An 18850-nucleotide genomic window follows, 5' to 3' on the forward strand; every position below is an offset into this window, starting at 1 on the left:
AGGGGATACTCCATGACTCGTCGCGCGATTGGCGTTAGCGAACGTCCGCCGCTACTGCAAACGATTCCGCTCAGCTTTCAGCATCTGTTCGCCATGTTCGGCGCGACGGTGCTGGTGCCGATCCTGTTTCATATCAATCCGGCCACCGTGCTGCTGTTTAACGGCGTCGGCACCTTGCTCTATCTCTTTATCTGCAAGGGCAAAATTCCCGCCTATTTAGGCTCCAGCTTCGCCTTTATTTCGCCGGTGCTGCTGTTGCTGCCGCTGGGTTATGAAGTGGCGCTGGGCGGCTTTATTCTCTGCGGCGTGCTGTTCTGTCTGGTGGCGCTGATTGTGAAAAAAGCGGGTACCGGCTGGCTGGACGTGATGTTTCCTCCGGCGGCGATGGGCGCGATTGTCGCGGTTATCGGTCTGGAGCTGGCGGGCGTGGCGGCGAATATGGCTGGCCTGCTGCCGGCCAATGATGCAGCGGTAGACGGCACGGCGATCACCATTTCGCTGGTAACGCTGGCGGTAACGGTGTTTGGCTCGGTGCTGTTTCGCGGCTTCCTGGCAATCATTCCGATTCTGATCGGCGTGCTGGCGGGTTACCTGCTCTCATGGGTAATGGGCATTGTGGACTGGAGCGGCGTAGCCGCCGCACCCTGGTTTGCGCTGCCGACCTTCTATACGCCGCGCTTTGAGTGGTACGCCATGTTAACGATTTTACCGGCGGCGCTGGTGGTGATTGCCGAGCATGTCGGCCACCTGGTCGTAACGGCGAATATCGTTAAAAAAGATCTGATTCGCGATCCGGGCCTGCATCGCTCGATGTTCGCCAACGGCTTCTCCACCATTATTTCCGGCTTTTTCGGCTCCACGCCGAACACCACCTACGGTGAAAATATCGGCGTCATGGCGATCACCCGCGTTTACAGTACCTGGGTGATTGGCGGCGCGGCAATCCTCGCCATTCTGCTCTCCTGCGTCGGCAAGCTGGCGGCGGCGATTCAGGCGATTCCGGTGCCGGTGATGGGCGGCGTCTCGCTGCTGCTGTACGGCGTGATCGGCGCCTCTGGTATTCGCGTGCTAATCGAATCGAAAGTGGACTATAACAAGGCGCAGAACCTGATCCTGACCTCGGTAATTTTGATTATCGGCGTGAGCGGGGCGAAAGTGCATATCGGCGCAGCAGAGCTGAAAGGGATGGCGCTGGCGACCATTGTCGGCGTGGCCCTGAGCCTGATCTTTAAAGCGATTAACGTGCTGCGCCCGGAAGAAGTGGTGCTGGACGCGCCGGAAAAACCGCAGGAGTAAGGCCGTTGCCGTCAGGCAGCTATATGGCTCAAAGGCGCCCCAGGGCGCCTTTTTTACAGGGTTTCCCGGCCCGGGAAGAAGACTGTGTAGCGCGCGGCTCCCATTTCATTTCACGTGAAAAGATGTGTTAAACTGTCGCGGTTTTTAGCCCGTTCACTCTTTGAGGTGCTTCTGAACACGCCGGCACAACTTTCACTGCCACTCTATTTACCGGACGACGAAACCTTTGCCAGCTTCTGGCCGGGGGAAAATCCGTCTTTGCTGGCCGCACTTAAAGGCGCTTTGGCGCAGGAACATGGCAGCTATCTCTATTTCTGGTCACGGCAGGGCGGCGGGCGCAGCCATTTGCTGCATGCGGCCTGTGCTGAAATGTCCACGCGCGGCGATGCCGTCGGCTATGTTCCGCTCGATAAGCGCACCTGGTTCGTGCCGGAAGTGCTGGACGGGATGGAGCAGCTTTCGCTGGTCTGTATTGACAATATTGAGTGTATCGCCGGGGATGACGAGTGGGAGATGGCGATTTTCGATCTTTATAACCGCATTCTGGAAACCGGTAAAACACGGCTGCTGATCACCGGCGATCGCCCGCCGCGCCAGTTAAATCTTAAGCTGCCGGATCTCGCCTCACGTCTCGACTGGGGACAAATCTATAAACTTCAGCCGCTCTCTGATGAAGATAAGCTTCAGGCGTTACAGCTGCGTGCCAGCCTGCGCGGTTTTGAACTGCCGGAAGATGTGGGACGTTTTCTGCTGAAGCGGCTGGATCGCGAGATGCGCACGCTGTTTACGACGCTGGACCGTCTCGATCGCGCCTCGATCAGCGCCCAGCGTAAATTAACCATTCCTTTTGTTAAGGAGATCCTGGCGCTGTAGCGCTTACAGGATCTCCAGCACCTGTTCAGGCGGACGTCCCAGCCGCGCTTTGCCCTGCGCCACCACAATCGGCCGCTCAAGCAGTTTTGGATGCGCCGCCAGCGCCACCAGCAATTGTTCGTCGCTTAGCGCGGGATCGTCCAGCCCCAGCGCCTGATATTCCGCTTCTTTTCTGCGCATCATCTCGCGCGGACTGTCCATGCCCAGCGCCTGCATCAGCTGGCGTAGCGTGGCCTCATCAGGCGCTTGTTCTAAGTAACGCACCACCTGCGGCTCAACGCCGTGCTGCTGGAGCAGCGCCAGGGTTTCGCGGCTTTTTGAACAGCGCGGGTTATGATAAATCGTGACCGTAGCCATAGCATTTCCTCTTATTAACGTCCTTTCTGATACTGGCGGAAGCGCAGCTGGAGCTGGCGAAGCTGGTCGATACGCGCGTCATAACGCGCCTGTTGCAGGCTGCCTAATTTAACCTGAGCGCTGGCGCTGCTCAGCGTGGTTATCGCCTGATCCAGCTGGCCGGTTAGCGCCAGCCCTTCGGCGCGCGCCGATAGTTCTTCATCACGCCGGTTTTGTGCCGCTGACGCCTGCGCCAGCAAATCCCAACCGTTTACATCGTCAGGATGCGCCCAGGTGTAGCGGTTGAGAATGCGCGCGGCAGCGGCAGGCTGTTTGGCTTCGAGTAGGGCATTCGCCAGGTTGAGCTGTAACACCGGATCGCTGCTGCTGGCTTTTAACGCCGACAGACGGCTTACCGCCTGCTGTGGCTGATTCAGCCCCAGGTCGATGTCGGTCATGATATCCAGATACCAGACGTTATTCGGATCTTTTGCCAACAGCGGCGCGATAATTTTTTTCGCATTGGCGAAGCTTTTGGCTTCCAGAAACAAGATAGCTCTGCCGTATTGCGCCGCCTGCTGCTGACGTGCGTTGCCCTTCGACCATTCATCCAGCATATCTTCGCCGAGCTGATTCTGGCCGGTCGCGTACATGCCCAGCGCACGCGCTTTCGCCATGTAGTAATCCTGCGAAGATTGCACCACCACCGCACGCATCTGGCTGGCGCGGTTGCGCGCATCGGCCAGGCGGCTATCCGGCAGCGGGTGGGTCAGCAGAATTTCGGGCGGCTTAAAGGCGAAACGCGACTGGTCCGCCAGCTTTTGCAGAAAAGTGGGCATCGCCTGTGGATCGAAACCGGCGCGCTGCAGTACCTGAATACCGATGCGATCGGCTTCCTGTTCATTATTCTGCGTAAAAGAGATCACGCCCTGTTGGGTACCGGCCAGCGTACCGGCCAGGCCCGCCATGCCCGCCTGCGGATTCGCCATCGCCAGCAAAATCGAGCCCAGCGCGCCAACCCAGGTGAGCGGCGCGTTACGCTGCTGCTCTTCCATGGCGCGCGCCAGATGGCGCTGGGTAACGTGCGAAATTTCGTGCGCCATAACCGAGGCCAGCTGGCTTTCATTATCGCTGGTGCGGAACAGCGCGGAGTGCAGTACCACGTTGCCGCCGAAGAAGGCGAAGGCGTTTATTTCATCATTGCGGATCAGGAAGAAATGGAAGGGCGTGCGTACTGAATTAGCATGAGAGACCAGGCGCATACCGAGCTGATTGATGTATTGGTTGAGCAGCGGATCGTTAATCAGCGGCGCACTGGCACGCAGTTGGCGCACGTAAAAATCGCCCATCTGCAGTTCCTGATTAATCGACAGGGTGCCGCCTGCGGTAGTGCCGATATCGGGCAGGGAATCAGCGACGTCGGCTTGGGAAGGAAGCGCATTGCCCGCCAGCAGCGTCACAATTAGCGAAGCGATCATTTTTTTCTTCAAGCGATTGAACATACTTCTTCCCCAGGGCAGAGAGTAACGTTTCGACCTGATCCGGTCCTGATAATTCATGCGCCAGCGTAGCACAGGCGCTCAGGGCGCTATCTTAACGGGGGAAACTGTATAAAGGAATGGCTGTTTAAGCCTGATGGCAACCGCTAAAAAAGCGTGCGGCGCGGCGGATAAAGTTCAAAGTTGTGTAAACTTATTCAGAGAAATTGAAAGTGGCACGGGATTTGATTAAGTATGTTCCGAAAATGATCGGATCTCCATGCGGTAATTTTTTTACAATCTTCAGAAATTTTTCAGCAAAGCCTGTTTTTTAATTTTTAATCTTATCTATTAACGGCAGCAGAATGTGCCGGTTTTTAAACTTCACCGATCAGTATTTAAGTCCGGCATTAATCATATTGGTTTTGTTTTTATAGTTTATACGCGCTTATTTTCTTATTTAAACTGGATCTGTTATTTATGAATATTCCCTGAGTTAATTCCTAATATACCGATCCGGCAGTTAATTGTTGTTACTTAGCAATAAATAAAATGAAAATCGATAGTTTCTATAAGTGATATTTTCGTTGTGGAATTGAAACGGTAGTACCGCTGCGTAACCTGTACTGTCAGATTATGACTCTGTGATATAGATAAAAAAGGCCGCTAAGAATTAGAGGTGAAAATGCCATCTTGCCGCCAGCGGAATAGTAATCTGGAGCGTTGTTAAATGCGTTATGCCGTAATTACGTTCTGGATGGTTTTTCTGAATGGAGCAGGGGCCAGCAATAAAAATGTGTTTCCCATACCGCAACGTTATTTCGCAGAGCAATCCATCTGGCCGCCTGGCGCTGATTAACCTGCGAAATCAGGAAGAAACGTTGCTGAAAATATAATGCGTTCAGTTTTTTAATGACTAACATCCTCTTTAAAGGAGTGCTTTTTTATGCGTCCCGTATCTTATATCGTCGTGGCGGCCCTGGCCGGTTTTATCGGCGGTAACGTGCTTCAGGCACCACAGCTCTATGATAAAGTCACCAACCATATCGCCAACAGCAAGAGTGAGCCGGAAGGTTTCTGGTCAACGCCTGCGATTACGGGTTATGGAAAAATTCATTACGTCGATACGCCAGCCTACAATCCGCGTAACGATGCCAATCTCAGCAATAAGATTGTTTTCCAGCTCAATAAAAACGATGGCGATATTAAAGATCCGCATCTGGGCCTGGAGCGTGTAGCGCGCGTGGTTAACCTCTATTATGCCGCGGGCATTCCGCTGAAAAAACTCGACTTTGTCGTCTCAATGAACGGTGATGCGGTGATTGCCGCGTTAAATAACGAAGAGTTTCATAAAGCCTACGGCATCGATAATCCTAATTTAAAAATGATTAGCGAGCTGGAAAAAGCGGGCGTGAAAGTGACCGTCTGCGATCAGTCCGTGGCTTTCCATCATATCGACCGCGAATGGATCGATAAGACGGTTACCCATACCATTTCCAGCGGCACTACGGTCGCCACGCTGCAAAATCAGGGTTATGCGCTGTTAATGCTGTAATGGCATAGCGCGTCGGCCCGTTAAAAATGACATTGTCTCCGGCAATGTCATTTTTTTATCCTGCCTCATCTCCTCTCAGCCCTTTTCATCATTAGCCTGACTGCAGAAATTGGATGGTTAAGAAAAATCCTAATAAATCTCGGTAAAGCGTTTTTCTGTCTGGTTGATCCATGTACAATTGAGACGTGCATCTCACCAGGGCACATTGCACAGCACGCACTACGATAAGAACGCACCACAAGGCGCAAATTAAATGATTATTTTCATGGGGACGAGTCCATGTTGAGGCTGTTAAGGCCAAAAACGGACTTGCGGACCCTTATTACCCTGCTGGCTGTGGCCAGCATCGTTATTACGCTCGCTAACTCTCTGTATGCCGCCTGGCGCGTTCAGCGCGAGCAATTAATTACCAATACGCTGGAAGCGAATCGTGTTTATGCCGCCAAACTGGCGGCCACGACCGGGCTGTTTTTTCAGCAGTCGCAGTCACAGCTTGCCTGGACCGCCGCCCATCTTAGCGATCGTTTTGACGATGAGGCGCTGCTTCAGGCTGAGGTTGATCGGTTGCGCCAGCAAACCAACAGCTTTAACTCGGTGGCGGTTGTGGATGCCGGGGGATGGGTGCGCGCGATTTCGCCGGAATCGCTGATGCTGAAAGGCATGAAGCTGCATTCCATGAGTTCGCGCGAGGCGCTGGAGAAACGGATGCCGTTAATCGGCCAGCCGAGCCTGTCAGCGGCCAACAATCTGATCGTGTTTATCTCTCGCCCCATCTGGTCAGGTAGCGGCAGCTATCTTGGCTACGTCGGCGGCACCATTTATCTCAAGCGTAAAAGCGTGCTTAACGAGCTATTGCTCAGCCAGTTCTACCGTGATGGAACCCAGCTTTACGTCCTGGATCGGGATAATCGCGTGCTGTATCACCAGGACGGCAAGCTGATCGGTAAGAAAATCGCGCCGCTGCTGCGTCACGACGCGGGCACCTACGCCAGCAGCGGCTATCAGCAGATTAAAGACGAGCGGGGCGTGCCGGTGCTGGCGGGCTACGCGCACGTGCCGGATTCCGACTGGACCATTATTGCCCTGAAACCGACCAGCACCACGCTGGCGCCGCTCAGCAGCCTGTTGTTTCAGGTGGTTCAGCACTCACTGCCGCTGGCATTGCTGACGCTGGCCGCCGCCTGGCTGCTGGCCCGCCTGATTGCGATGCCACTGTGGCAACTGGCGCGCAAGGCGAGCCAGATGGATGAGCAGGATGCAGCGATCGAAATCAGCGGCATTCGCTCCTGGTATTTTGAATCCTCACAGATTAAGCGGGCGCTGCTTTCCGGCATCGGCCTGCTGCAAAACAAAATTGGTCAGCTGAAATCGGAAGTACAGACCGATCCGCTGACGCAGCTGCTTAACCGGCGCGGTCTCCAGGCGGTGCTGGAATACTTCACCACTACGCGTCAGCCTTTTGCGGTGCTGGCGCTCGATATCGACCACTTTAAACGGGTGAATGATACCTGGGGCCATGACGTTGGCGATCGGGTTATTCAGCAGGTGGCGCAGCAGTTAAAAAACAGCGCGCGGCAAACGGACGTGGTCTGTCGTAACGGCGGGGAAGAGTTTTTAATGATCCTGCCCGGCGCGGATCGGGAACTGGCGCTGACGCTGGCGGAGCGGGTACGCCAGTCCGTGCAGGATCTGGCGATTGCGCCGGTTGGTGAAACTACGCTCTCCGTCGGCGTCAGCCTGTGGTGGGTTGAAAACGAGCCGATCGAGGCCTGTTTCCGCCGCGCCGATGAGGCGCTTTATCAGGCCAAGCGTGCCGGACGTAACCGCGTCATGGCTGCGACGCCGCCCGAGGCGTCGGAACCGCTGATTAATGAAGGCCCGATCTCCAGGTAATTCTGTCTTCTGAACAACATTTGGGTAAAATCATCAGCCTTATCAATACAGGGAAGGAAACGCCATGCTGGCACTTCTGATTCAATGGTATCGCCGCCGCTTTAGCGATCCAGAGGCGATTGCCCTGCTGGTCATTTTACTGGCCGCATTTTTTATCCTTTTCTTTTTTAGTGATTTGCTGGCGCCGCTGCTGGTGGCGCTGGTATTGGCTTATCTGCTGGAGTGGCCGACGGTACGGCTGGAACGGCTGGGCTGTTCCCGCAGCTGGGCCACGACCATCGTGCTGGCGTTCTTTGTCGGCATCTTGCTGCTTTTTGTGCTGGTGGTGGCGCCGGTCGCCTGGCAGCAGGGCATAAATTTAGTACGCGATATGCCGAATATGCTGAATAAGCTTTACGCCTTTTCTGCCGGTCTGCCGGCGCGCTTCCCGGCGCTGGCCGATGCCGGCATTGTCGATATCGTGATCGAAAATTTGCGCAGTCGGCTGTTGGGAGTCGGCGAATCGGTACTGAAATATTCGCTGGCCTCGCTGATGGGCCTGGTGACGCTGGCGATCTATCTGATCCTGGTGCCGCTGATGCTGTTCTTCCTGCTGAAGGATAAACAGCCGTTGCTGAACGCGGTGCGCCGCGTGCTGCCGCGCAATCACGGGCTGGCGGGCGTGGTATGGAATGAACTGAACCAGCAAATCACCAAATATATCCGCGGCAAGGTGCTGGAGACGGTGGTGGTGGGCATTGTCACCTGGATCGCGTTTCTGGTGCTGGACCTGAACTATGCGCTGTTGCTGGCGGTGCTGGTCGGCGTTTCCACGCTTATTCCCTATGTCGGCGCGCTGGTAGTCACGCTACCGGTCGCCTGCGTCGGCCTGGCCCAGTGGGGATTAAGCAGCGAGTTCTGGACCATGTTTATCGTCTATCTGGTGATTCAGGTGCTGGATGGCAATGTGCTGGCGCCGCTGCTCTATTCAGAAGCGGTGAACCTGCATCCGCTGGTGATTCTGTTGGCGGTAGTGATCTTTGGCGGCTTGTGGGGATTCTGGGGCGTCTTTTTCGCCATTCCGCTGGCGACGCTGATTAAAGCAGTGGTTCACGCCTGGCCGGATGAAACCGCCAAACGTGAAGTTGTCTAACGACGATCGTGGCGTCAGCGACGCCACAAGGTTTTCTCAGGCTGACTTCAGATAATCCATCACAATATCGTGGTGATTGCTGGTTTTGAAATCATCGAAAACTTTTTCTACTTTACCGTCGGCGTCAATTAAAAAGCTGATGCGGTGAATGCCGTCGTAGGTTTTTCCCATAAAGGTTTTTTCTCCCCAGACGCCAAACTGCTGGCTGACTTCATGATTTTCATCTGAGAGCAGCGTGAAGTTTAACAGCTCTTTTTCGGCGAAACGCGACAGCTTTTCTGGCTTATCGGTACTGATCCCCAGCACTTCCACGCCCGCTTTTTTCAGCTCATCCATATTGTCGCGCAGGCCGCACGCCTGCACGGTGCAACCGGGCGTCATCGCTTTGGGGTAGAAGTACACCAAAACGCGCTGTCCCTGGAAGTCGGCTAAATTTACTTGTTCGCCGTCTTGATCGGGCAAGCTAAATTTCGGTGCAATATCACCGGCTTTCAGTGGATTCATCACTAATCTCCATTTTCTCGTCATGCTGCGGATAGTTCACCACGCTAATAGTGCCTTGCGCATGCAGTTCTGTACATAGGGCGTGAAACGCCTGCTCGATTAATGTTGCGTCCCGGTGGGCCGGGCTGTGGGCGGTAATCTGAATATAGAGTAAAGGCGGCTGGTTTTCTTGTGCCGGCTGTGTGCGTGATACCAGTTCGGCAATATTCATCTGATGGGAGTCAAACAGATCGGTAAAGCGCTCAATAATATGCGGCGAGTCGTTAACCTCAACCTGCACCCAGACGGTTTCCGGCATCGGCGGACGGCGACTGGCATTGGTGCGCTTCATCACAATCAACAGTTCCAGTTCGGCGCCTTTTAGCGGCAGCGTGGACTCAATCAACGTAATCGCGTTCCAGCTGCCGGAGAGCAGCATGATAAAGGTAAACTCATCGCCCAGCATCGCCAGGCGACTATCTTCAATATTACAGCCGCAGCTGCTGACATGGCGGGTAATGGTATTCACAATGCCTGGACGATCGACGCCCAATGCCGTAATGACCAAAAAGTGTTGCGGTGTCTGCGGCAAAATAGGTCTTCCTGTGGGGTAAGCTGATAAGTAACAGTAATAACCCGTAGGTAAACATAAAAAATACCCTCTGCCAAGCGCTCCCGCCCTCTGTTCGCTTGCTTTTCCCCGCCGGTCAAACGTACCATGAAGCACTTGTTTGTCGAGGGGATGGCCAATGTTCACGGGAAGTATTGTTGCGCTCGTTACGCCAATGGATGACAAAGGTAATGTCTGCCGTGCGAGCCTGAAAAAACTGATTGATTACCATGTCGAGAGCGGAACTTCCGCCATCGTTTCTGTGGGAACCACCGGCGAATCTGCCACCTTGAGCCATGATGAACACGGCGATGTGGTGATGATGACGCTTGACCTTGCCGATGGTCGCATTCCGGTGATTGCCGGAACCGGCGCTAACGCCACCGCAGAAGGCATCTCTCTGACCAAACGCTTCGAAAACTCCGGCGTTATCGGCTGCCTGACCGTAACGCCTTATTACAACCGTCCGACGCAGGAAGGCTTGTATCAGCACTTTAAAGCGATTGCGGAAAGTACCGATCTGCCGCAAATGCTGTATAACGTCCCGTCGCGCACCGGCTGCGATATGCTGCCGGAAACGGTCGCGCGCCTGGCGAAAATCAAAAATATTATCGGGATCAAAGAGGCGACCGGGAACTTATCCCGCGTCAGCCAGATCCAAGAGCTGGTTGATGATGAGTTTGTGCTGGTAAGCGGCGATGACGCCACCGCACTGGACTTTATGCAGCTGGGCGGCCACGGCGTGATTTCCGTAACGGCAAACATTGCCGCGCGTGAAATGGTTGAGCTGTGTCGGCTGGCGCGTGAAGGCAACTTCGCCGAGGCGCGTCATCTAAACCAGCGCCTGATGCACCTGCATCAGAAATTGTTTGTTGAATCTAATCCTGTTCCGGTGAAATGGGCCGCGAAAAAACTGGGATTAATCGCGACCGATACCCTGCGCCTGCCTATGGTTCCGCTATCCACGGCGGCGTGTCCGGTTGTGGAGCAGGCGCTGAAAAATGCGGGTCTGCTGTAATTTAGGGAGAGTTAATGGCTTATTCAGTAAACAAGTCCACGATAGCAACTATCGTTGGGCTGTCCACGGCGATGCTGCTGGCAGGTTGTTCCAACGATCAGCGCTATAAGCGCCAGGTCAGCGGCGATGAATCTTATCTTCAGGCGGCTGAGCTACAGGATTTGCGCGCACCGGCAGGAATGATTCTGCCGCTGCAAAACGGGGATTATGAAGTACCGCGCGCTGCCGCTAACGGCGCGACCGGCAAACAGCTGGATATTCGTCCGCCTGCTCAGCCGCTGGCCTTGCTGAACGGCGCGCGCGCGCAGTTTACCGGCAATACCGGCGTACTGCTGATGGAGAACGGCCGCAACGGATCGATCTGGCCGCAGGTAGTCAATGTGCTGCAGTCTTATCATTTCCCGATTGCCGATCGTCAGGATGCCAGCCAGCAGCTCACCACCGACTGGATTGAGTGGAACCGCGCCGATGAAGATAACCAGTATCGTGGCCGCTATCAGGTTAGCGTGCAGCAGCAGGGCTATCAGCAGGCGCTGACCGTTAAACTGCTGCAACTGCAACAGGCGGGCAACGACGTCACCTCGCCGACCCAAATCCAGCGATACACGGCGCAGATGCTGAACGACATCAGTACCGGTCTTGATAAGATGGAAACCGCCGCGCAGGATGCCGCCGCCAACCGCAGCGCCTCGCAGATCGATGTGCAGAGCGGCGCGGATGATACCGGCCTGCCGAACCTGATTCTGCGTGCGCCGTTTAACGTGACCTGGCAGCGTCTGCCTGCCGCGTTGAAACGTATCGGCATGGAAGTGACCGACAGCAATCGCTCGCAGGGCAACATGGCGATCACCTACAAAGCGCCGGGCGACAGCACCTGGGATGAGATTGGCGCCAAAGATCCGCAGCTGCCGAATGGCGACTACAAGCTGCAGGTCGGCGATCTCGATAACCGCAGCAGCCTGCAGTTTATCGACCCGAAAGGCCACGTGCTGACGCAGTCGCAAAACGACGCGCTGGTGGCGGTCTTCCAGGCAGCCCTTAGCCAGTAACAAAAAAAGGCCGGAAAATTCCGGCCTTTTTTATTGAAGTTTGGCATAATGGCGCGCGGCGACGTAAACGATTGCGTTGCCTGGCTATGACCCTTCACTATTTACCCAGTTTGGAGTTTATCAAGATGCAAAAGCTAGCTGAGTTGTATCGCGGCAAAGCGAAAACCGTATACAGCACCGAAAACCCGGATCTGTTGGTACTCGAATTCCGCAACGATACGTCAGCAGGAGACGGCGCGCGTATTGAACAGTTTGATCGCAAAGGCATGGTGAACAATAAGTTCAACTATTTCATCATGCGCAAGCTGGAAGAAGCGGGCATCCCAACGCAGATGGAAGCGCTGCTCTCCGATAACGAAGCGCTGGTGAAAAAGCTGGAGATGGTGCCGGTAGAGTGCGTAATTCGTAACCGTGCGGCCGGTTCGCTGGTGAAGCGTCTGGGTGTGGAAGAGGGCATCGTGCTGAATCCGCCGCTGTTCGATCTGTTCCTGAAAGATGACGCCAAACACGATCCGATGGTCAACGAATCCTATTGCGAAACCTTTGGCTGGGTAAATAAAGAAAACCTGGCGCGCATGCGCGAGCTAACCTACAAAGCCAACGACGTTCTCAGCAAGTTGTTTGACGATGCTGGTCTGATCCTGGTGGACTTCAAGCTGGAGTTCGGCCTGTTCAAAGGCGAAGTGACGCTGGGCGACGAATTCTCGCCGGACGGCGCGCGCCTGTGGGACAAAGAGACCATGAACAAAATGGATAAAGATCGCTTTCGTCAGAGCCTGGGCGGCGTGATCGAAGCCTATGAAGAAGTAGCGCATCGTCTGGGCGTGAAACTCGACTAATCTGCTCTGCTAACGGCCGGTACGCGATGGCTGCCGGCTGCTTTCCCGCTATTTTCCCACTCTTTTCTCCGTTACCTTCCTGCTCCGCGCGATACGCTCTGGTTATTCAGCCTCGCCGCGTCTAGAATTTGCCGTATTCGCCAGTAACCGGAAACAGGGGAAAGTTATGCGTTGGCAAGGGCGTCGCGAAAGCGACAATGTAGAAGATCGTCGCAATCAGTCACCCACCGTGGGCGGCGGGCGCATGCGTATTCCACGCGGCAAGGGCGGGATCATTTTGCTGGTGGTGGTCATGATCGCTGGCTATTACGGCTACGATCTTACGCCGCTGCTCACCGGCGGCGAGCCGGTCACGCAACAGAGCCGCTCGCAGGGCATTAGCCCGCAGGACGATGAAGCGGCGAAATTCACCTCCGTGATCCTCGCCACCACCGAAGATACCTGGCAAAAACTGTTTACCCAGATGGGCAAAAACTATCAGCCGCCGCACCTGGTAATGTACAGCAACGCGACGCGCACCGGCTGCGGTACCGGCCAGTCGGTTATGGGCCCGTTCTATTGCCCGGCTGACAGCACCGTTTATATCGATCTCTCTTTTTATGATGAACTGAAAAACAAGCTGGGCGCAGATGGTGATTTTGCCCAGGGCTACGTTATCGCTCATGAAGTCGGCCACCATGTGCAGAAACTGTTAGGGATTGAACCTAAAGTGCGTCAGATGCAGCAGGGCGCGACGCAGCGGCAGGTCAATCAACTGTCGGTGAGGCTGGAGCTGCAGGCGGATTGCTTTGCCGGTGTCTGGGGCCACTATATGCAGCAGCAGCAGATTCTGGAGCCGGGCGACTTGCAGGAAGCGCTAAACGCAGCCGAAGCCATCGGTGACGATCGGCTACAGCAGCAGAGCCAGGGGCGGGTCACGCCGGACAGCTTCACTCACGGTACTTCAGAACAGCGCTATAGCTGGTTTAAGCGCGGCTTTGACTCTGGCGATCCGGGCCAGTGCGATACTTTCGCCGCCGCGAAATAAATGTTGGTATCCGTTACCGCTGAGATGCAGCGCACCGGCATCCGGCGGCTGGCGGTGATCGCCGGAGAACCGGCGTGGTGTCGTCAGCAGGCGCAACAGTGGCAGACAACGCTTGCCGGCGACTGGCTGAAGGTTAGCGAACATAACGACCTCGGTGAAAGCGTGGCGCCTTCGGCGCTGCGTACGCTGCTCGGCCAGGAATTTCGTCATGCTATCTTTGATGCGCGCGCGGGCTTTCACAGCGAAGCCTTTGCCGCGCTGGCCGGTACGCTCAGCGCCGGAAGCTGGCTACTGTTGCTGACGCCGCCCTGGCGCGACTGGCCGCACTCTCCCGACAGGGATTCGCTGCGCTGGAGCGAAAGCGACACGCCGATTATCACTCCCCACTTTATTCACTATTTACAGCATCAGCTTGCAGCGGACGAGCAAGTCTTGCTGCATCAACAGCATCAGCCCTGCCGTCTGCCGCAGCCGTTAACCTTAAGCGACTGGCAGCCTGGCGACGCGCAGCAACAGCAGCACTTACTGGAGCAGCTATTGCAGAGCAGGGCAGGAGTTTATGTGCTGACGGCGGCGCGCGGACGTGGAAAGTCGGCGCTGGCTGGCATGCTGGCGCGGCGCTGGCCGGGGCGCTGCCTGGTGACGGCGCCCGCCAAAGTTTCGACGGAAATCCTGGCGCGCTTTGCCGGCGACCGTTTTGCCTTTAGCGCGCCCGATGCGCTGCTGGCCGCCGCCACGCCGCCGCAGGCCGACTGGCTGATTATCGATGAGGCGGCGGCCATTCCGGCTCCGCTATTACAACGCCTGATTGCCCGTTTTCCGCGCACTTTATTAACCACCACCGTTCAGGGCTATGAAGGCACCGGCCGCGGCTTTTTGCTGAAATTTTGTGCGTCGCTGCCGCAGGCGCATTTTTATCAGCTGGACGAACCATTGCGCTGGCGACAGGGCGATCCGCTGGAAGCGGCGGTCAACGGCGCGCTGCTGCTGGATGAGCCACCGATTGGCACAGAAATAACCGCAGAAGGATTGCGCGTTGCCGAGTGTGAACGCGACGATGCGCGGCTGCTGCTGGCACTCTATCAGCTCCTTACCAGCGCGCACTATCGCACCACGCCGCTTGATTTCCGTCGCCTGATGGATGCGCCAGGCCAGCGCTTTATCGCGGCGGAAAATGGGCGTAAAGAGATGGCCGGTGCGCTGTGGCTGGTGGCGGAAGGGGGGCTTGCTGATGGTCTGGCACAGCAGGTTTGGGCCGGATTACGACGACCGCGCGGCAATCTGGTCGCGCAGTCGCTGGCTGCGCACGCCGGTTTTCCCGAGGCGGCGCAGCTGCTTTCACAGCGCATCAGCCGTATTGCCGTCGCACCAGCTTTACGTCGCCAGCAGCTCGGCAGCCGCATGATCCACGCCGCGCGTGCGCAGACGCAGGGGCTGGATTACCTTTCCGTCAGCTTTGGTTTCACCGCTGAACTCTGGCATTTCTGGCAGCGCAGCGGCTTTACGCTGGCGCGTATCGCTACGCAGCGCGAGGCGAGCAGCGGTTGCTACAGCGCGATGGCGATCCTGCCGCTGAGCGCGGCGGGAGAGCGGCTAAGCCAACAGGCGCAGCGGCGTTTGATGCGCGATCTCTTCTGGCTGCAGCCGTTAATTGATGAGCCGCTGCCGCTGACGCCAGATGCTGAGCAGACGCTGCAGGCGGACGATTGGCGAGAGCTGGCGGGCTTTGCCTTCGCCCATCGCGCTTTCGATGTCAGCCTGCCCGCGCTGGGGCGTCTGCTGCTGGTGACGGACAGCGCCGGGCTGGCGTTACACGAGGCGATTATTCAGCGTCGTCCGCTGGCTTTACTGGTCGCCGACTTCGGACTGAGCGGTCGTAAAGCGCTGCTGGCGCAATGGCGCGCCGAAGCCCGACAGCTGATGGAGCAGCTGGATAGCGAACGCTATGCTGGCTGGCAGCGGAGATTGCAGGCGATCGCATCCGCTGGATAAATTTCTGTCGTCAGGCATTTCTGAATGCCATATGTTGTGTTGCTGCGTACTCAATAGCTGTGATTTTTGCTGCAATGCGTTGTCAGGCATTGTGAGCTGTCAATGTGCCGCTACTGCCCTCTATCATTGCGCGTTGCTGTCCGATCGTTGCCGTTTCCAGCGATGCCCGCTGCCGCCTTTTCTGCGCTTATTTCGCTTTGCGCCTCTGTTTTTGCCACAGAGGTCTTATAGTTAATAGCGAGGAGGATGTTATGAAACCTAACCATTTTGTCGTACAAAGTCCGTCTGCTCCCCCGGCGCAGCTGTTTCTGCTCTATCACGCGGCGGGCGATAATCCGGTATCAATGGGGCAAATCGGCAGCTGGTTTGCAGAAGTCTTCCCGCAGGCGCTGGTGGTGAGCATCGGCGGGCCGGAGGCGGGCGGGAAAGCACCGGGCCGTCAGTGGTTCAACGAAGCCTCGCTGGGTGATGTCAGCCTGCAACAGCGGGTTAATGAGGCGATGCCGCAGTTTTTGCAGTCGGTGCAGGAGTGGCAGCAGCTCAGCGGCGTCACGCCGGAAGCGACGGCGTTAATTGGGTTTTCCCAGGGCAGCGTGATGATTCTGGAAGGCAGCAAGGCGCAGCCGTCACTGGCGGGCAGGATCGTCGCCTTCAGTGGCCGCTATGCCAGCCTGCCGGAAGCGGCCACGGCAAAAACCACCATTCATTTGATTCACGGCGAAGATGATGAAGTCTATCAGGCGGAACATGCGCAGCAGGCGGCTGAACGCCTGACCTCGCTGGGCGGCGACGTTACGCTGGATATTGTGGAGGATCTGCCGCACGCCATCGATCAGCGCAGCATGAATCTGGCGCTGGATCATCTGCGTTACACCGTGCCGCGCCGCTATTTTGAAGAGGCGCTTAGCGGCGGCAAGCCGGGTGACGAGGTGATTACCTTTATTTAACCGTCGATAACAACGGGGCAGCGTGTCGCTGCCCCTGGAGAAAATTATTTCTTTTTCGGCCAGTCGTCATCATCGTCCCACTTATCGTTAAAATCACGATGCGGCGGCAGATCGGGCTTGTTCGCCATATATTTCTTGTGGTCGATGCGCTTCAGATCTTTATAAACGTTGACCAGTACGCCAACCAGCAACAGGATCACAATGATCCACCAGTACTCTTTTACCCATTCCATGTTGGCTCCTCCTGAGGGACGTTTATGCGATCAGCTGCTCCATGATGCGTTGATACATACGGCTCAGCAGTTGCAGATCGGACGCCTTCACGCACTCATTGATTTTATGAATGGTGGCGTTAACCGGGCCCAGCTCCACCACCTGCGCGCCCATGCGGGCAATAAAGCGCCCGTCGGATGTGCCGCCGGTGGTCTGTAGCTCAGGCCTGGTTTCAGTATAGTGTTCAACCGCATTGATTACCGCATCCACCAGCTTGCCGCGCGAGGTAAGGAAAGGCTGGCCGGAGAGTTTCCACTCAAGGGTATAGGGCAGCTGATGGCGTTCCAGCAGGGCCGCCACGCGCTGACGAATATCGCCGTCGGTCAGTTCGGTGCTGAAGCGGAAGTTAAACTGCACAAACAGCTCGCCGGGAATCACATTATTGCTGCCGGTGCCGGCCCGCACGTTGGCGATCTGCATACTGGTGGGCGGGAAAAATTCATTGCCTCGATCCCATTCGGTTGCGACCAGCTCATTAAGCGCGGGCAGGGCGCGATGTACCGGATTATCCGCCAGATGCGGATAGGCAACATGGCCCTGAACGCCATGAATGGTCAGGTTAGCGGTAATTGAGCCGCGTCGGCCATTTTTCACCACGTCGCCCACCTGCACGGTGCTGGATGGTTCGCCGACCAGACAGTAATCCAGCCGCTCCTGGCGCGCCATTAAATGCTCAACCACTTTAACCGTGCCGTGGGTGGCGTTGGCCTCTTCATCGGACGTAATCAGAAAGGCCAGTCGTCCGCGATGATGGGGATTCGCCGCGACAAAACGCTCCGCTGCGACCACCATCGCCGCCAGCGAGCCTTTCATATCCGCCGCGCCGCGTCCGAACAGCATGCCATCGCGAATGGTGGGCTCAAACGGCGGATTGATCCAGCGGCTGGTATCGCCGGGTGGCACCACGTCGGTATGTCCGGCAAACGCCAGCGTTTCGCCCTGGCCGCGCCAGGCCCAGAAATTCTTCGTATCGGCAATATTGATGGGTTCAATGGTGAAGCCAATGGCTTGCAGGCGTTCAATCATCAGCGCCTGACATCCGGCATCATCGGGGCTCAGTGAAGGACGACGAATAAGCTGCTGCGCCAGCTCAATGACCGGACAAAACATATTATGACTTCTCCGGATAAACTGCTGGTAGTCGGTTTCAGTAAAGCCCAGCAGCATAGATCCGTCTGCAGCGGCGAGCAATGGGCGTTTAATGATGGCAGGCTGCGCCAGCATTAACGCTTTGGCCGCCTGCGCATTATCGATCGTCGCTTTTTCTTCCTCAGCAAGTTTGCGCCAGGTAGTGCCGCGCGTATTTAACAGCGCCTGCCAGCCCAGTGTATTGATAAAGCGTTGCAGCGTTTCATCGCTTAATCCATTCAGGCGATAATCATGGTACTGATAATTTGTCTGCTGGGCATCCAGAAAACGGCGCGCTTTTTTTATTGTGTCGCAATTTTTGATGCCGTAGAGCGTAAAAAGGGCAGGCGACGGCTTTTCGGTCATGGCTTTGTCCCGGTCTGGTAAAAATATCGTTAATGAATAATGCCTTAAAAGAGGAAGAGGATCTATGTTCGTTGTCCGCACCCTCTACAGGCCAGGGTTTAAGAAAGAGATTGATACTTCAGGAATGATAATATTAATGGGTAACGTGAGTGATTAGTTTTGCTGAAGTGTGAGTCAGCATGCAAAATAAAAAAGTAGTACAGTTTTTCATCCTTTTGCCGATAGTAATTTTGAAAACAGCCATTCCCTTGCTGAAAGAACGCACGTAAAATAGGGCCTAATAATAAGAGAGGTAGTTATGATTGACACTGAACTGGGGAACTGGAAAGACTTTATTGATGCGATGTTACGTAAGTAATAAAGCCTGATAAAGATAAGCCTGACGAACACAGCTCTCGTCTTCGCATCTGACAGTCCATAATAATTAAAATAAGGCAGCCGGTTAACCGGCTGCCTTTATTATTTCTGTTTCTGTTGTTAGCGGGCGTTAATTAAAATCCCTTATCCTTTTAATCCGCGCGGGCGAAAAGACGCGCCTGTTGCCTTTTTGCCGCA

At 55.7% G+C, this 18850-nt stretch carries 18 protein-coding genes and 1 pseudogene; 12 read left to right on the plus strand and 7 right to left on the minus strand.

What is annotated here, in order from left to right:
* Positions 1-12: 12 nt before the first annotated feature.
* A complete protein-coding gene (uraA, locus tag P3C52_RS11305; protein ID WP_275555096.1) occupies positions 13-1296 on the plus strand; it encodes a uracil permease in 1284 nt (427 codons plus the stop codon).
* A gap of 171 nt (positions 1297-1467) precedes the next feature.
* Positions 1468-2169 carry a DnaA inactivator Hda gene (gene hda / locus P3C52_RS11310; RefSeq protein WP_275555141.1) on the plus strand — a complete coding sequence of 234 codons (702 nt, stop codon included), beginning with the start codon at positions 1468-1470 and terminating at the stop codon, positions 2167-2169.
* A 3-nt stretch (positions 2170-2172) separates the two neighbouring features.
* Here hda and arsC read toward each other — a convergent pair whose 3' ends face one another.
* Both arsC and P3C52_RS11320 read right to left on the minus strand, forming a co-directional pair.
* Positions 2173-2526, minus strand: coding sequence for an arsenate reductase (glutaredoxin) (gene arsC / locus P3C52_RS11315; protein ID WP_275555097.1), 354 nt, complete (start codon positions 2524-2526; stop codon positions 2173-2175).
* Between the two features lie 14 nt (positions 2527-2540).
* Entirely contained in the window at positions 2541-4007 is a 1467-nt protein-coding gene (locus tag P3C52_RS11320; protein WP_275555098.1) for a M48 family metallopeptidase, read from the minus strand.
* Between the two features lie 922 nt (positions 4008-4929).
* Between P3C52_RS11320 and P3C52_RS11325 the strand changes: the two genes are divergently transcribed.
* The 3 genes from P3C52_RS11325 to P3C52_RS11335 all read left to right on the plus strand — a co-directional run bounded on the left by P3C52_RS11325 (position 4930) and on the right by P3C52_RS11335 (position 8563).
* Positions 4930-5538, plus strand: coding sequence for a DsrE family protein (locus tag P3C52_RS11325; protein ID WP_275555099.1), 609 nt, complete (start codon positions 4930-4932; stop codon positions 5536-5538).
* A 279-nt stretch (positions 5539-5817) separates the two neighbouring features.
* Entirely contained in the window at positions 5818-7431 is a 1614-nt protein-coding gene (locus P3C52_RS11330; protein WP_275555100.1) for a sensor domain-containing diguanylate cyclase, read from the plus strand.
* A 64-nt stretch (positions 7432-7495) separates the two neighbouring features.
* Positions 7496-8563 (plus strand): AI-2E family transporter, encoded by a 1068-nt coding sequence (locus P3C52_RS11335; protein WP_275555101.1) that lies wholly within the window; start codon positions 7496-7498, stop codon positions 8561-8563.
* A 36-nt stretch (positions 8564-8599) separates the two neighbouring features.
* On the opposite strand, the gene bcp is transcribed toward P3C52_RS11335, so the two are convergent.
* Positions 8600-9067, minus strand: coding sequence for a thioredoxin-dependent thiol peroxidase (gene bcp / locus P3C52_RS11340; RefSeq protein WP_275555102.1), 468 nt, complete (start codon positions 9065-9067; stop codon positions 8600-8602).
* Positions 9045-9638, minus strand: coding sequence for a glycine cleavage system transcriptional repressor (locus tag P3C52_RS11345; RefSeq protein WP_275555103.1), 594 nt, complete (start codon positions 9636-9638; stop codon positions 9045-9047). Before P3C52_RS11345 ends, bcp begins: the two co-directional genes overlap by 23 nt.
* A 157-nt stretch (positions 9639-9795) precedes the next feature.
* Here P3C52_RS11345 and dapA point away from each other — a divergent pair, with 157 nt between their 5' ends.
* The 6 genes from dapA to ypfH all read left to right on the plus strand — a co-directional run bounded on the left by dapA (position 9796) and on the right by ypfH (position 16528).
* Positions 9796-10674 carry a 4-hydroxy-tetrahydrodipicolinate synthase gene (gene dapA / locus P3C52_RS11350; RefSeq protein ID WP_275555104.1) on the plus strand — a complete coding sequence of 293 codons (879 nt, stop codon included), beginning with the start codon at positions 9796-9798 and terminating at the stop codon, positions 10672-10674.
* A 14-nt stretch (positions 10675-10688) separates the two neighbouring features.
* Positions 10689-11723, plus strand: coding sequence for an outer membrane protein assembly factor BamC (gene bamC, locus P3C52_RS11355; protein ID WP_275555105.1), 1035 nt, complete (start codon positions 10689-10691; stop codon positions 11721-11723).
* Positions 11724-11848: 125 nt separating this feature from the next.
* Positions 11849-12562: a phosphoribosylaminoimidazolesuccinocarboxamide synthase gene (gene purC / locus P3C52_RS11360; RefSeq protein ID WP_275555106.1), complete on the plus strand. Its 714-nt coding sequence runs from the start codon at positions 11849-11851 to the stop codon at positions 12560-12562.
* 166 nt (positions 12563-12728) lie between these two features.
* Complete coding sequence (locus tag P3C52_RS11365) at positions 12729-13589, plus strand: neutral zinc metallopeptidase (RefSeq protein WP_275555107.1); 861 nt, start codon at positions 12729-12731, stop codon at positions 13587-13589.
* Complete coding sequence (locus tag P3C52_RS11370) at positions 13590-15581, plus strand: GNAT family N-acetyltransferase (protein ID WP_275555108.1); 1992 nt, start codon at positions 13590-13592, stop codon at positions 15579-15581.
* A 251-nt stretch (positions 15582-15832) separates the two neighbouring features.
* Positions 15833-16528, plus strand: coding sequence for an esterase (gene ypfH / locus P3C52_RS11375; protein WP_275555109.1), 696 nt, complete (start codon positions 15833-15835; stop codon positions 16526-16528).
* A gap of 44 nt (positions 16529-16572) precedes the next feature.
* On the opposite strand, the gene P3C52_RS11380 is transcribed toward ypfH, so the two are convergent.
* From P3C52_RS11380 to P3C52_RS11390, 3 genes and pseudogenes are all read right to left on the minus strand, one after another.
* A complete protein-coding gene (locus P3C52_RS11380; protein ID WP_275555110.1) occupies positions 16573-16761 on the minus strand; it encodes a YpfN family protein in 189 nt (62 codons plus the stop codon).
* A gap of 22 nt (positions 16762-16783) precedes the next feature.
* Positions 16784-17911: a succinyl-diaminopimelate desuccinylase gene (gene dapE, locus P3C52_RS11385; protein WP_275555142.1), complete on the minus strand. Its 1128-nt coding sequence runs from the start codon at positions 17909-17911 to the stop codon at positions 16784-16786.
* A 24-nt stretch (positions 17912-17935) separates the two neighbouring features.
* Positions 17936-18295: pseudogene (locus P3C52_RS11390) on the minus strand (ArsC family reductase); the annotation flags it as partial.
* A 298-nt stretch (positions 18296-18593) separates the two neighbouring features.
* Here P3C52_RS11390 and ypfM point away from each other — a divergent pair.
* A complete protein-coding gene (gene ypfM, locus P3C52_RS11395; RefSeq protein WP_157130239.1) occupies positions 18594-18653 on the plus strand; it encodes a protein YpfM in 60 nt (19 codons plus the stop codon).
* Positions 18654-18850 lie beyond the last annotated feature (197 nt).

The organism is Mixta sp. Marseille-Q2659 (assembly GCF_940807255.1).
GTDB lineage: Bacteria > Pseudomonadota > Gammaproteobacteria > Enterobacterales > Enterobacteriaceae > Mixta.

Coding starts and splice junctions, on each gene's coding strand:
- P3C52_RS11365 (WP_275555107.1), top strand. CDS start 12,729: ATGCGTTGGCAAGGGCGTCGCGAAAGCGACAATGTAGAAGATCGTCGC.
- P3C52_RS11330 (WP_275555100.1), top strand. CDS start 5,818: ATGTTGAGGCTGTTAAGGCCAAAAACGGACTTGCGGACCCTTATTACC.
- P3C52_RS11335 (WP_275555101.1), top strand. CDS start 7,496: ATGCTGGCACTTCTGATTCAATGGTATCGCCGCCGCTTTAGCGATCCA.
- arsC (WP_275555097.1), bottom strand. CDS start 2,526: ATGGCTACGGTCACGATTTATCATAACCCGCGCTGTTCAAAAAGCCGC.
- P3C52_RS11320 (WP_275555098.1), bottom strand. CDS start 4,007: ATGTTCAATCGCTTGAAGAAAAAAATGATCGCTTCGCTAATTGTGACG.
- dapA (WP_275555104.1), top strand. CDS start 9,796: ATGTTCACGGGAAGTATTGTTGCGCTCGTTACGCCAATGGATGACAAA.
- P3C52_RS11325 (WP_275555099.1), top strand. CDS start 4,930: ATGCGTCCCGTATCTTATATCGTCGTGGCGGCCCTGGCCGGTTTTATC.
- ypfH (WP_275555109.1), top strand. CDS start 15,833: ATGAAACCTAACCATTTTGTCGTACAAAGTCCGTCTGCTCCCCCGGCG.
- uraA (WP_275555096.1), top strand. CDS start 13: ATGACTCGTCGCGCGATTGGCGTTAGCGAACGTCCGCCGCTACTGCAA.
- P3C52_RS11380 (WP_275555110.1), bottom strand. CDS start 16,761: ATGGAATGGGTAAAAGAGTACTGGTGGATCATTGTGATCCTGTTGCTG.
- purC (WP_275555106.1), top strand. CDS start 11,849: ATGCAAAAGCTAGCTGAGTTGTATCGCGGCAAAGCGAAAACCGTATAC.
- bcp (WP_275555102.1), bottom strand. CDS start 9,067: ATGAATCCACTGAAAGCCGGTGATATTGCACCGAAATTTAGCTTGCCC.
- dapE (WP_275555142.1), bottom strand. CDS start 17,911: ATGTTTTGTCCGGTCATTGAGCTGGCGCAGCAGCTTATTCGTCGTCCT.
- P3C52_RS11370 (WP_275555108.1), top strand. CDS start 13,590: ATGTTGGTATCCGTTACCGCTGAGATGCAGCGCACCGGCATCCGGCGG.
- bamC (WP_275555105.1), top strand. CDS start 10,689: ATGGCTTATTCAGTAAACAAGTCCACGATAGCAACTATCGTTGGGCTG.